This is a genomic window from Achromobacter deleyi, from assembly GCF_013116765.2.
In the GTDB taxonomy this organism is placed as follows: domain Bacteria; phylum Pseudomonadota; class Gammaproteobacteria; order Burkholderiales; family Burkholderiaceae_B; genus Achromobacter; species Achromobacter deleyi_A.
Window position 1 is genome coordinate 2,979,276 of sequence record NZ_CP074375.1, and the last position, 12,807, is coordinate 2,992,082.

At 65.4% G+C, this 12,807-nt stretch carries 11 protein-coding genes, 1 tRNA gene and 1 pseudogene; 10 read left to right on the forward strand and 3 right to left on the reverse strand.

The genetic code is table 11. The annotated features are described in order from the left end of the window. Nucleotides 1-16: 16 nt before the first annotated feature. The 4 genes from HLG70_RS13300 to HLG70_RS13315 all read left to right on the forward strand — a co-directional run bounded on the left by HLG70_RS13300 (nt 17) and on the right by HLG70_RS13315 (nt 5,396). Nucleotides 17-961 (forward strand): AEC family transporter, encoded by a 945-nt coding sequence (locus HLG70_RS13300; RefSeq protein ID WP_171663208.1) that lies wholly within the window; start codon nt 17-19, stop codon nt 959-961. Between the two features lie 9 nt (nt 962-970). Beyond that, nucleotides 971-2,251 (forward strand): arsenic transporter, encoded by a 1,281-nt coding sequence (locus HLG70_RS13305; protein ID WP_171663209.1) that lies wholly within the window; start codon nt 971-973, stop codon nt 2,249-2,251. Between the two features lie 154 nt (nt 2,252-2,405). Then, nucleotides 2,406-3,629: a YeeE/YedE family protein gene (locus HLG70_RS13310; protein ID WP_171663210.1), complete on the forward strand. Its 1,224-nt coding sequence runs from the start codon at nt 2,406-2,408 to the stop codon at nt 3,627-3,629. A gap of 102 nt (nt 3,630-3,731) precedes the next feature. Beyond that, complete coding sequence (locus HLG70_RS13315) at nt 3,732-5,396, forward strand: FMN-binding glutamate synthase family protein (RefSeq protein WP_171663211.1); 1,665 nt, start codon at nt 3,732-3,734, stop codon at nt 5,394-5,396. Nucleotides 5,397-5,405: 9 nt separating this feature from the next. On the opposite strand, the gene HLG70_RS13320 is transcribed toward HLG70_RS13315, so the two are convergent. Together HLG70_RS13320 and HLG70_RS13325 are read right to left on the reverse strand one after the other, a co-directional pair. Then, nucleotides 5,406-6,863 (reverse strand): phospholipase D-like domain-containing protein, encoded by a 1,458-nt coding sequence (locus HLG70_RS13320; RefSeq protein ID WP_419144818.1) that lies wholly within the window; start codon nt 6,861-6,863, stop codon nt 5,406-5,408. Between the two features lie 45 nt (nt 6,864-6,908). Further along, the gene (locus tag HLG70_RS13325) at nt 6,909-7,244 is read right to left on the reverse strand and encodes a DUF883 family protein (RefSeq protein WP_171663213.1); all 336 of its coding nucleotides are present in this window, start codon (nt 7,242-7,244) and stop codon (nt 6,909-6,911) included. A 364-nt stretch (nt 7,245-7,608) separates the two neighbouring features. Between HLG70_RS13325 and egtD the strand changes: the two genes are divergently transcribed. The 5 genes and pseudogenes from egtD to HLG70_RS13350 all read left to right on the forward strand — a co-directional run. Then, on the forward strand, nt 7,609-8,586 hold the full coding sequence (egtD, locus tag HLG70_RS13330) for an L-histidine N(alpha)-methyltransferase (protein ID WP_171663214.1): 978 nt from the start codon (nt 7,609-7,611) through the stop codon (nt 8,584-8,586). 35 nt (nt 8,587-8,621) lie between these two features. Further along, on the forward strand, nt 8,622-9,938 hold the full coding sequence (gene egtB / locus HLG70_RS13335; protein WP_171663215.1) for an ergothioneine biosynthesis protein EgtB: 1,317 nt from the start codon (nt 8,622-8,624) through the stop codon (nt 9,936-9,938). A 154-nt stretch (nt 9,939-10,092) separates the two neighbouring features. Beyond that, nucleotides 10,093-10,169 (forward strand) — tRNA-Met (locus tag HLG70_RS13340). A 162-nt stretch (nt 10,170-10,331) separates the two neighbouring features. Then, nucleotides 10,332-11,039, forward strand: coding sequence for a hypothetical protein (locus tag HLG70_RS13345; RefSeq protein WP_171663216.1), 708 nt, complete (start codon nt 10,332-10,334; stop codon nt 11,037-11,039). 7 nt (nt 11,040-11,046) lie between these two features. Continuing rightward, nucleotides 11,047-11,474, forward strand: a pseudogene (locus tag HLG70_RS13350) (SOS response-associated peptidase family protein); the annotation flags it as partial. A 63-nt stretch (nt 11,475-11,537) separates the two neighbouring features. Here HLG70_RS13350 and HLG70_RS13355 read toward each other — a convergent pair. After that, nucleotides 11,538-12,302, reverse strand: a complete 765-nt coding sequence (locus tag HLG70_RS13355) for a hypothetical protein (RefSeq protein WP_171663217.1) — start codon at nt 12,300-12,302, stop codon at nt 11,538-11,540. Nucleotides 12,303-12,487: 185 nt separating this feature from the next. On the opposite strand from HLG70_RS13355, the gene HLG70_RS13360 reads away from it, so the two are divergent. After that, complete coding sequence (locus HLG70_RS13360) at nt 12,488-12,724, forward strand: hypothetical protein (protein ID WP_171663218.1); 237 nt, start codon at nt 12,488-12,490, stop codon at nt 12,722-12,724. Nucleotides 12,725-12,807: the final 83 nt, after the last annotated feature.

The window sequence follows — 12,807 nt, forward strand, 5'->3', positions numbered from 1 at the left end:
CCTTGCCCCAGCACCCATGAATGCCGTCGTCACCGCCGCCCTGCCGGTCTTTGCGCTGATCCTGACAGGCTGGCTGGCCGCCCGGTGGCGCGTGCTGGGGCCCGGCGCCACCGACGCACTGAACCGCTACGTCGTCTACCTGTCCTTGCCCGCGCTGCTGTTTCGCGCCATGACGCAGGTTGACCTGAAGCACATGGCGCACTGGGGGTTCGTGGGCGCCTTCGCTGGCGGCATCGCCGTCACTTTCCTCGCGTCCTTCCTGCCGCTCAAGCGGGCGCCTCATGCGCTGACCGACCGCAGCATCGAAGGCCTGGCCGCGTCCTACGCCAATGCCGGCTACATGGGCATTCCGCTGTGCCTGGCGCTGTTCGGCGCGGAAAGCCTGGCGCCCGCCACCATCACCACGCTGCTCACCGCCAGCGTGCTGTTCGGCTTTGCCATCGCGCTCATCGAATTCGACCGCCAGCAAACGCCCAACCTGCCCGCGACCCTGCTGAAGGTCGGCCGCGCCCTGATGCGCAATCCGCTACTGGTTGCGCCGGTGCTGGGCCTGGCCTGGGCCGCCACCGGATTGACGCTGCCCGAAGGCGTGGACCGCTATGCGGCCTTGCTGGGCGCGTCCGCCAGCCCCTGCGCACTGGTGACCATCGGCCTGTTCCTGGCCCAGACGGAGACCTCCAGCGCGGGCCCCGGCGTGCTGCGCCTGGTGACCGGCAAGCTGCTCCTGCAACCGGCCGTCACGGCGGTGCTGGCCTTCTACGTGTTCCCCATGCCGCCGCTGTGGGCGTGGACTGCCGTGCTGATGAGCGCGCTTCCGATCGGCACCGGCCCCTTCATGCTGGCCAAGCTGTACGGCCGCGACGCCCGCGTGACGTCGCGCGCCATTCTGGTCAGCACCGTGGCCTCGGTGCTGACCGTCAGCCTGCTGGTGGCCTGGATCAGCGCACACCCCCTTTCCTGATTCGTGCCCATGTTGCTCGCCGTCGCCATATTCGTTCTCACCATCACGCTGGTCATCTGGCAACCCAAAGGCCTGTCCATCGGCTGGAGCGCCGTGCTCGGGGCCGGCCTAGCACTGGCGACTGGCGTGGTCCACCTGGCCGACATCGCCGACGTCTGGCGCATCGTCTGGAACGCCACCGCCACCTTCATCGCCATCATCGTCACCAGCCTGATCCTGGACGAAGCGGGCTTCTTCGAATGGTCCGCGCTGCACGTGGCGCGTTGGGGCGGCGGACGCGGACGGCTGCTGTTTGTGCTGATCGTCCTGCTGGGCGCAGCCGTCTCCGCGCTGTTCGCCAATGACGGCGCCGCGCTGATCCTGACGCCCATCGTCATGGAGATGCTGCTGGCCCTGGGATTCGGCCCGGGCGCCTCCCTGGCCTTCGTGATGGCGGCGGGCTTCATCGCGGACACCGGCAGCATCGCGCTGATCGTATCCAACCTGGTGAACATCGTGTCGGCGGACTTCTTCGGGATCGGCTTCGGGGAGTACGCCTCGGTGATGCTGCCCGTGAACCTCGTGGCGGTAGGCTCTACGCTGGCCGTGCTGCTGCTGTTCTTTCGCAAGAGCATTCCGCCCCGCTACGACGTGAGCCAGCTGCCGGCTCCTGCCTCGGCCATACGCGACCGGATCACGTTCCGCGCCGGCTGGGTGGTGCTCGGCCTGCTGCTGGCGGGCTTTTTCATCCTGGAACCCCTGGGCATTCCCGTCAGCGCCATCGCCGCCGCCGGCGCGCTCGGCCTGCTGCTGATCGCGGGCCGCCAGCACGTCGTTGGCACGCGTCGCATCATGCGCGAGGCGCCCTGGCATATCGTGATCTTCTCGCTCGGCATGTACCTCGTGGTGTATGGCCTGCGCAATGCCGGATTGACCGCCCATCTGGCGCAGGTGCTGGATCGTTTCGCGGAACATGGATTGTGGGGCGCGGCGATGGGCACCGGCCTCATCACTGCCTTCCTGTCTTCCATCATGAACAACCTGCCGACCGTGCTGATAGGCGCCCTGTCCATCGCCGACACCAGCGCCACGGGTCCGGTGAGAGACGCGATGATCTACGCCAACATCATCGGCAGCGACCTCGGCCCCAAGATCACCCCGATAGGCAGCCTGGCGACGCTCCTGTGGCTGCATGTGCTGGCGCGCAAGGGCTTGCGCATCACCTGGGGCTATTACTTCAGGGTCGGCATTGTGCTGACGCTGCCCGTGCTGCTGCTGACGCTGGCCGCGCTGGTCTGGCGGCTGCAATAGGCTGGCAGGGTCGTCTCTATATAACTTTTAGTTATTATTCAAGCATAAATTGGTGTTTTGAGAGATTTGCCGGCCGCTTTAGACTTGCTGCTATTCCCACGGGTGCGTACGCGCACCCGTTTGCATTTACGTTTTTGACTCCCCGGAACTCTCCATGAGCGCCAACGCGTCCTCCCTGCCCCTGCCTTCGGCCCTGCCGCCCATCCGGATCAATCGCAAGCCGCTCTGGATTGCCCTGCTGCTGGTACTGGCCGGCGCCCTCTACCTGAACCAGACCGTGAGCTGGCGCCAAGGCGCGCTGTGGGTGATCGGCGCGCTGCTCGGCGTCACCCTGTACCACGCGTCGTTCGGCTTCACCCAGGCCTGGCGCGTATTCGTGTCGGACCGGCGCGGCGCGGGCCTGCGCGCGCAGATGTTCATGCTGGGCGTGGGCGTGCTGCTGTTCTTCCCCTTCCTGGCCGCGGGCACGCTGTTCGGCCAGCCGGTGGCTGGCCTGGTCTCGCCGCCCGGCGTGTCGGTGGTGCTGGGCGCCTTCCTGTTTGGCATCGGCATGCAGCTGGGCGGCGGTTGCGCCTCGGGCACCCTGTTCGCGGTGGGCGGCGGCAATACCCGCATGATCGTCACACTGCTGTTCTTCATCGTGGGTTCGGTCATCGCCACGGCCAACTTCGGCTGGTGGTCCAGCCTGCCCGCGCTGGCGCCCACCTCGCTCATCAAGACCTGGGGCCTGGCGCCCGCGCTTGTCGCCAACCTCGCAGTGTTCGCGCTGATTGCCTGGATCGCCACCGCGCTTGAAAAACGCCGTCACGGCCATGTGATTTCGTTTGCGTCGCGCACCGCCCGGCCCGTGTCGCTGCTGCAAGGCCCCTGGCCGCTGATCTGGGGCGGCGTGGCGCTGGTGGTGCTGAATTTCGCCACGCTGGCGCTGGCCGGCCGCCCCTGGGGCATCACCTCGGCCTTCGCGCTGTGGGGCGCCAAGGCCTTGAACGCCGTGACCGGCGACGTGGCCACCTGGGCCTACTGGAGCAAGCAGCCCGCGCTGGCCGCGCCGCTGCGCCAGGACGTCACGACCGTCATGGACATCGGCCTGATGCTGGGCGCACTGGCCGCCGCCAGCGCCGCCGGAAAATTCGCACCCGTCTGGAAGGTGCCCGCCCGCTCGCTGGCTGGCGCCATCATCGGCGGCCTGTTGCTGGGCTACGGCGCGCGCCTGGCCTTCGGCTGCAATATCGGCGCCTACTTCAGCGGCATCCTGTCGGGCAGCCTGCATGCCTGGCTGTGGCTGCCGGCCGCGTTCGCGGGCAGCGCGCTGGGCGTCCAACTGCGCCCGCTGTTTGGCCTGGCCGTCGAAAAGACGCCGCCAGCATCCAGCTGCTGAGAAACAGTGTTCCAGGAACGGCCCCCTCAGGGGGCCTTTCTTTTGGCGACCCGCCAACTGCGCTGGTGTATGGTTGCTCCATTCCGCAACACGGAGATGGACATGAACTGGATTGCCGGCCGCTACTCGGCCTTTTTTTTGACCTTGGCGGGCGCCGCGATCACGGCCATCCTGGCCGCGACGGGCTCACTGTGGTGGCTGACGGCCGCCGTGCCGCTGGCGCTGCTGGGCGCCCTGGGCGTCTATGACCTGATCCAGACCCGACATGCCATACGGCGCAATTATCCGGTCCTGGGCAACCTGCGATTCCTCTTCGAGTTCATCCGCCCCGAGATTCGCCAGTACTTCCTGGAAGACGACACGCAAGCCGCGCCGTTCTCGCGCGCGCAGCGCTCCATCGTCTATCAGCGCGCCAAGCGCGAGATCGACAAGCGCCCTTTCGGCACCCAGGAAGACGTCTACGGGGACCGCTACGAATGGATCAACCATTCGATGTCGCCATCGCACATCAACGACACGGACTTCCGCGTCACCGTGGGCGGCCCCGAGTGCAAACAGCCTTATTCCATGTCGGCGTTCAACGTGTCCGCCATGAGCTTTGGCGCGCTGTCCGCCAACGCCGTCCTGGCATTGAATGAAGGCGCCCGCCAGGGCGACTTCGCGCACGACACAGGCGAAGGCGGCATCAGCCGCTACCATCGGCAGCCGGGCGGCAGCCTGGTGTGGAACATCGGCTCGGGCTATTTCGGCTGCCGTGACGAACACGGCGCGTTCTCCGAAGAGGCCTTCGTCAAGAATGCCTGTACGCCGCAGGTCAAGATGATCGAAATCAAGCTGTCGCAAGGCGCGAAGCCTGGCCACGGCGGCATCCTGCCGGCAGGCAAGGTGACGCCCGAGATCGCGGAGGCGCGCGGCGTGGCCGCGTGGCAGGACTGCAACTCGCCGGCCAGCCACTCCGCCTTCGATACCCCCATCGGCCTGATGAAATTCGTGGCGCGCCTGCGCGAGCTGTCCGGCGGCAAGCCGGTAGGCTTCAAATTCTGCGTGGGCCACCCGTGGGAATGGTTCGCCATCGTCAAGGCCATGCTGGAAACCGGCATCACGCCAGACTTCATCGTAGTGGACGGCGCCGAAGGCGGCACGGGAGCCGCCCCCGTGGAATTCGTCGACCACGTCGGCACGCCGCTGCGCGAAGCGCTGCGGCTGGTCCACAACACACTGATCGGCGTAAACCTGCGGGACCGCATCAAGCTGGGCGCGTCGGGCAAGATCATCACCGCCTTCGACATGGCCCGCGTCATGGCCATGGGCGCCGACTGGTGCAATGCCGCGCGCGGCTTCATGTTCGCCATCGGCTGCATCCAGGCGCAGGCCTGCCATACCGGCAAATGCCCCACCGGCGTAACCACGCAGGACCCCTTGCGCCAACGCGCGCTGGTCGTGCCTGACAAGGCGCAGCGCGTCGCCAATTTCCACAAGAACACCCTGCATGCGCTGGCGGAGCTGCTGGCCGCGGCAGGCCTGACCCATCCGGGGCAATTGCGGCCGCACCACATTGCGCGCCGCATCTCTTCCAGCGAAATCCGGCTGCTGTCCGCGCTGTTCCCCGAACTCGCGCCCGGCGAGCTGCTGCGCGGCGAATTCAGGCACCAGGTATTCCGAGCAGGCTGGACGATGGCGCAGGCCCAGTCGTTCCAGCCTACGCACGACATCACCACCGCCCTGGCGCAGGCACACGCAGCTCCGGCCGTGGCCGGCTACGCCTGAAGCGGGGCGCTACAGCCAGCGCTCGAACATGCGGGAAAAAAACTCCATGAAGCGGTCATCCACGCCCCGGTCCTTCCAGGCCTCGGGCGTGATCCGCACCGAATCGGCCACATCGCGCTGGAACAACGCTTCCATCTCGCCCGCAAACTCTGGCCCCAGCACCACGGCATTGATCTCGTAGTTCAAGGCAAAGCTGCGCCAGTCCATATTGCTGGAGCCCACCGTGGACCAGACGCCATCGACCACCGCCGTCTTTGCGTGCAGCAGCGCATCGCGCCGCTCGTAGACCTTGGCGCCGGCGCGCAGCAGTTCGGTGTAATGCGAGCGCCCCGCATTGAACACCAGCGACGAATCGCTGAAGCCAGGCAACACCAGCACCACGTCCACGCCCCGCCGGGCGGCGGCCGTCAGTACCTCGATGAAGGCCGGATCGGGCACGAAGTACGCCATGGTGATGTGTATGGACTTCTGCGCGCTTTCAAAGGCGGACATCAGCGTGAGATAGACCGTGTAGCCGTCGCTGCGATCGGGCTGATTGGCCAGGATGCGCACGCTGGTTTCCCCCACCGGCGGCGCCACATGCGCGCCGCCGCCCTTGATCGGCTCCTTGGCTTGCGACTCCCAGCCCGCCCGGATGACTTCCTCAAGCTGGGCGACCGCCGGGCCCTCGATGCGCAGATGCGTGTCGCGCCAGGGCGCGGACTTGGCATCGCCGGCAGGCTGCGCGTCGGCCTTGCCCGCGCCGGACCCGCCCCCCGAACCGGGACCGGACCCTCCCCCGCTTCCGGAGATCGACGATGACTCGTAAACGCTGCTGACGTTGATGCCGCCCAGGAAGCCGACCTTGCCATCCACCACCAGCACCTTGCGGTGATTGCGCTGATTGGGGGACCAGCCGGCGCGGGCCCGGGCCGGGTTGACCGGATTGAACACCGCGACCTGAACCCCGGCGTCGCGCAAGCGCTGGAACAAATCATCGGGCGTCTTGATCGTGCCCACCGCATCGACCATCAAGGACACCTCGGCGCCGCGATTGCGCGCCGCGATCAGCGCCTCGGCGAATCGCGCTCCTTCGGCGTCATCGTCGAAGATATAGGTTTCCATGTGGACGTACCTGCGCGCCTGCCCGATGGACTGCAGCATGGCCTGGTACGTGCTGGGGCCGTCCGCCAGCAGCCGCACGCGGTTGCCTGGCACCAGCGGCGCGCCGCTGACCGCCTGCTCCACAGCCAGGTGCCGCGCCAGGAAATCGTCTTTAGGGGTTTGCGGGTCAGCGGCAATGCCCTGCCCGCGGCGGTAGCTGTCGCGGGCCGCATCGGCGGACAGTCCGGCCTGCGCGGCACGCGCCTGGCGTTCCTGCGCATCGGGGACGCTGGCGCACGCGGCCAGGACAGACGCGACGCAGACAAGCAGCAGCGAGCGCGCCCAACGGCGCGCGCCGGACATCCCATGCCGCAAGCCCGGGATCGGCCCGACCCGGCTCGCGGCCGGAGGCGGCCTCATGATGCGCCGTTAGCGCCGGTTGCCCGCCACCAGGCAGCAGCCGATCAAGGCGCCCACCAATGCGGCCACCCCGACCGATTTCCAGGCATGCTCGTGGACATACTCGTCCGCATAGGCGGTTGCGCGGCGCGCGCGCTCGCGTGCGGCGCCCTCCCAGTCCCCGGCGGATTCACGCGCCTCGGCCAGCTGGCGCTTGAGGCGCGCGCGAGCCGCTTCGATCTCGGAGCCGGTATACGAAGCCGTCGAACGCAACAGGTCTTCCGTCCCGGCAAGCAGCTCATGCAAGCTGTCGTTCACCCGTTCACGATGCAAAGCCATTTCCGCGCGCTGGTGCTTTCGATTCATGGTCGCTCCTTGTGCAAATTGGGTCTCCCGGCATGCGCCCGCCTGACGCAATGCAACATCGCGCCAGCCGCGGGGCCCCGCCCCGCTCGACCGAAGCCCCATTGTGACCATCATCGGCCCGCCGCGCCCGTGCTTTCGCAACCAGCCGTAAACCGATATTTCAGCGGACCGAAACTTGCTGACAGCCATGGCCGGCCCGGCCGCCGGCCCCGTGAAAGCGGGCCGGCGGGTGCATCGGCGCGCGTTTCCGATTTCGTAAAAGTCCATTGCATTCATAGGCTTGGCGCTTGACACCCGAACCCCTTCAACCGCCACAATAGGCCTTTGCAATGCGCTTCAACCGCCTCAAAAAGGAACTGAACGCATGGTTTCCCCATCCGCACTTCTTGCCCCCGTCGCGCCTGAGTTCCTTGCGCGGCAAGTCCAGCACCCCAGCGCCGAGCAGATCGAATTGCGCGACGGGCTGATGGATAGCCCCGCCCGGATTGACCCCAAGTTCCTGTACGACGCGCTGGGTTCGTCGCTCTTTACCGCCATAACCCAACTGCCCGAGTACTACCCCACGCGCTGCGAGGCCGAGATCTTCCAGCGCCACGGCGGCGACATCGCGCGCCATATCGGCCCGGTGCAAGCGCTGGTCGACCTCGGCGCGGGCGATTGCGTCAAGGCCGAGCGGCTGTTTTCCAGCTTGCGGCCCAGCCACTATGTACCCGTCGATATCTCGGCCGACTATCTGCAAGCCGCCGTGCGCAGGCTCAAGCTCTCTTATCCCGGCCTGAGCATCACCGCCGTCGGCCAGGACTTCTCCCGCGTCCTTGCGCTGCCAGCCGATATTCCCGCGGAGCAGCGGCTGTTCTTCTATCCCGGCTCCAGCATCGGCAACCTTGGCCCTGACAGCGCATACGCCATGCTGCAGCGGATACGCGCCGCCAGCCCCGGCGGCGGGCTGCTGGTGGGCGTGGACCGCGTCAAGCCCAGGCAGGTGCTCGAGCCCGCCTACGACGACGCACTGCACCTGACGGCGGCGTTCAACCTGAACCTGCTGCGCCATGTGAATATCGTGCTGGACAGCGACTTCGACGTGAGCGACTGGCGTCATGTTGCGATCTTCAACAGCGCACGGTCCCGCATCGAGATGCACCTGGAAGCGCAACGCGCGCTGCGCGTGACCTGGCCTGGCGGCAAACGCGAGTTCAGCCACGGTGAACGCATCCACACTGAAAACTCATACAAGTACACCCCGCAAGCGTTCAGCGACATGCTCCAGAGCGCGGGCTATCGCGATGTCGCGCACTGGTCGGATTCGCGGGGCTGGTTTTCGGTTTTCAGCGCCCGCGCCTGACGCGGGATTACCCACGCCGCCACTGGAGGATCGCCATGGAACCCGCCTGCCTGCTGACTCATCCCGCCATCGGGCCGTACGCCACGGGACAAGCCGGACAGCACGACCGGTACGACGCCGTGCGCTCCACCAGCACGGCCCTGGCCGCGCCCCTGAGCCCGGAGGACTGCCAGGTGCAATCCATGCCGGACTGCAGCCCCGTCAAATGGCATCTGGCGCACACCACCTGGTTCTTCGAAACCTTTCTACTCACGCGCTTTCACCCGTCGGCCCCGGCGTTCCATCCGCAATACCGCATGCTGTTCAACTCCTACTACAACGCCGTCGGCGCCAAGCATCCGCGCCCCCAGCGCGGCCTGCTGTCGCGCCCCCCGCTGGCCGAGGTGCTGCACTACCGCCAGCACGTCGACGACGCCATGCATGCCCTGATCTCGCGCCTGGGCGGCAACGACCCGGACTTTGACACGTTGCTCGAACTCGGCCTGAACCACGAGCAGCAGCATCAGGAACTGATCCTGACCGACCTCAAGCACATGCTGTCGGCCAACCCGCTCAAACCCGCCTATGTCGCCGCCAACTCCCCCGCCCTGCCGCCTGCCACGCCGGCCGGCTGGACCCGCTACCCGGGCGGCATCGTGCGCATCGGTCACGACGGACGCGGCTTCGGTTTCGACAATGAAGGCCCTGCCCACGACGTGCTGCTGGCTCCGTTTCACCTGGCCGACCGCCTGGTGACCCAGCACGAATACCTGGCCTTCATCCGCGACGGCGGGTACAAGCGCCCTGAACTGTGGCTGTCGCTGGGTTGGGACCTGGTCTGCGCCCAGGGCTGGCGGGCGCCGCTCTACTGGGAAGGCGATCGCGACCAATGCCGCGCCTTCACGCTGCACGGCATGCAGGATCTGGAATTGCAGGCACCAGTGACCCACATCAGCTATTACGAGGCCGACGCCTACGCCCGCTGGGCCCGCGTGCGCCTGCCGCGCGAAGCCGAATGGGAATTCGCCGCCCGGCAGCTGGCCGACGGCACCTTCTCCGCGCACGCCAACATGCTGGAAAACGGCCACCTGGACCCGCGCCCTGCCCCGGCGCGCAATGGCTCGGGCGGCCCGGTGCAGCTTTTTGGCGACGCCTGGGAATGGACGTCCAGCGCCTACGACGCCTATCCCGGCTTCCAACCCGACGCCGGCGCCGTCGGCGAATACAACGGCAAATTCATGTGCAATCAGTACGTGCTGCGTGGGGGGTCCTGCGCCACGCCGCGCGACCACATCCGCCCCTCCTACCGCAATTTTTTCCCGCCCGAGGCGCGCTGGCAATTCTCCGGCATCCGCCTCGCGCGCGACGCCTGAAAAGCGCCCTTGAATTTCACGCCCTGGGGCGCTTGCACACAGGAAAAATTTCATGCTAGAATTTCGTTCTTCGTTGATCAGCGCTAGCAACAACAGGGCATTGATCTGAAGCCACGGAAGCTGAAAACAGCTACTGGAAGGGCAACGAAGCGATGGCGCATTAGCTCAGCCGGTTAGAGCGACGGAATCATAATCCGCAGGTCCCCTGTTCGAATCAGGGATGCGCCACCAAGAATACCAAGGCCCGCACACTGTTGCGGGCCTTTTGCTTTGCTCCGCAATTACCCTTGCGCTCCGCAAAAGTCGGAACACGCTGGATGCACGCACAGTGCTCTAGATCGTGCTGCCCCCCCCCCCCCCGCACTGATTCCAGATGGAATCCGACGTCCAACCGTGGAATACTTCGCCGATCCATTCGACGAGATTGATATGGCACCGGTCACATTGGAAAGCATTCGCCAAATCGTGGAAGAGGCGAACAAGTTCTCTCCGGGCGCGTACGTGCTCTTGGCAATCGCGGTAGCAGGACCCGCGCTAGCTGCATTCCTGGGTGCTTACGCTAAGAAGCGCGGTGAGACTTCCGCCATCAAGGCAGACCTCAGCGACATTAAAGAACAGCTTCGGCAGACCACCTTGGTCGCGGAACAAGTGAAAGCTGCCGTCGGCTTCCAAGATTGGCACGAACGAGAGTCCCTCGCCCTTCGACGTCAAAAGCTCGAAGAGCTAGGAGAACTCGCCGCGGTTACTCATCGCCACATGCGCGAATGGTGGGCTCATGCGGCAGCGGGGATCTTGGACGTGAAGACGGCGCCCCATGCAAAAATGGATCTTCTGACCGTACTTTCATCTCTGTACTTTCCAAGTTTGGACAGGTTGACTTTGGAATACGTCTTGCAGCTTTTGAAAATCGCTGAACAGGGGCAGAAGCTCATTACTAGGTGGGAGGACTCCTCAACCGAACAGGAGCGGGATGCGATCCGCCGGGATGCCACAGTTCAGCAACAACAGGAATTTCCCCAGTTGTCGAGCCGCTATGATTCACTTCACCGGCAAATTATTAAAGAAATGAAGTCGATGATCGCTGATACGCCTCTCGCTTAGGACGGAAATGTGCAGCCACTACCAGACGCTGAAAGACGCCGAGCTACTGCTGAAGAAATTCGGCACCCGCGACCAGCGGACAGTCGTCGGCAAGTACGACATGTGGCCACGGTATCAGGGCGTCTTCGTTCGGCGCCCTGTAGAGCATGACGCAGGCGACGAGGCCGTACCAGAACGCGAAGCCACTGCAGGCCGTTGGGGCCTCATCAGCGCCATGACGAAGGCCGATGGCCTGGACAAGGCTGACAAGCTCTCCACGTTCAACGCCCGCAGCGAGACCGCGCCCAAGTCCTTCACCTTCGGGAACGCCTGGCGCCCTGGGCAGTATTGCATCATCCCGGCTGATGCATCTTTGAACCTGACTGGAGATCCGGCGCCACGGTGCCCACGCGCTTCACGCGTGCGGATGGCGCCCCCCTAGGCATCGCCGGGCTCTAGGATCGCTACCGCGACGCGGCCGGCCAATGGCAGGACAGCTAGACCGCCGAGTGCTGCCAATCAAGCGCGGCGTGATGTGGGTACCGCATTTCTTTCGTCGGACCACCGGATAGAGTCAACAAGCGCGTTCGCTTGCGCAATAACTTCCTCCCGCGTGCGCACGAGTGTGGGGAAATAGTCGCGCAGCTTACCCTCGGCGATCGCCCGTCTTTCTTTTCGGTCGATAGGCGCACTCGCCTTTGCTTCGGCATCGGCGTCCAAATACGTTCTGGCTAACTCGGAGTTGGTCTGAACTGTCAGCACGAGCCCTTCCAATTGGGCGTAAGTCCGGACTATCCGCTGCCGAAGATCTTGGCTTCGCACCAATGGGAGGCGGGCCACTAAGCTGCGATAGACGGGGAAAGGTTCGGAAGGCATGACGTTGTAGGCGGGGAAAAACCCTTTTCCTTGTCGTTCGCATGCGTCCAAGTCATCGCCGATCACCCGTAAAAATTGCTCGACGCGTATATCTAACTCGTCCTCAATGGCCAGCAGAATGCGTGAGACCTCCAGCCTGTCAGCCCAATCACGCCTAGCCTCCTCGCGCCGTTCCTGAGACCGCTGCAGGCGAAGCCCTACTGCGTACTGCCTCCCTGCCAGTGCAAATCCGGCCCATATCGCCGCGACGGCACCGAAAGCCTGTAACCAAGCGGCCCAGGTCTGTCCCGAGACTGCGGCCAACCAGCCAGGCCAGTCGAGGATGTAAGCGACACATGTCGCGCCGACTGCCATACCCAACAGCACCATCGCGATGGCTTCATACCACTTGAGCTGTCGCAAGTTCATTCCAGCGCTCTCCCCATCCACATGGGGCGCATCGTAGCCCAACCTCCCCTTCCAGTCAGCATGCCGTCATCCATCTCCACTCTCAATTGGGGGCTGGCCCTTTGCGCTTTGGCGTGTTTGGTGCTGGCCCCTCTCGGCGATTATCTTGCCCGCCGCTATGCCGCGGCCGATCCTTGGAAACCGCAATGAACGCCATCAGCGTAAGCGCACCCCCGACGCGACGCCCCCGGCTGCCCACCGTCCGGCAGGTGGCCCGAAAGCTCGGCAACCTCATCGCCCCGCGCGATCACGCCGGGAAGGGTAATTGGGACAACAACGCAGACATCCCGCCTCTGGTAGCGTGGCCCGCGGGCCTCGGGCTGGCGGCGTTCCTGCTCTTCGGCCAGCAGACCCTGGGCTGGCTGCTGCGGCTCGTCGCATGAACGGCATTGAATTCATGCTGAGGGATCGTGCAGGCTGGACGCCGCCGGTCCCGTTGCCCCGCCGCCGCTTGCGCCGGGTGGAC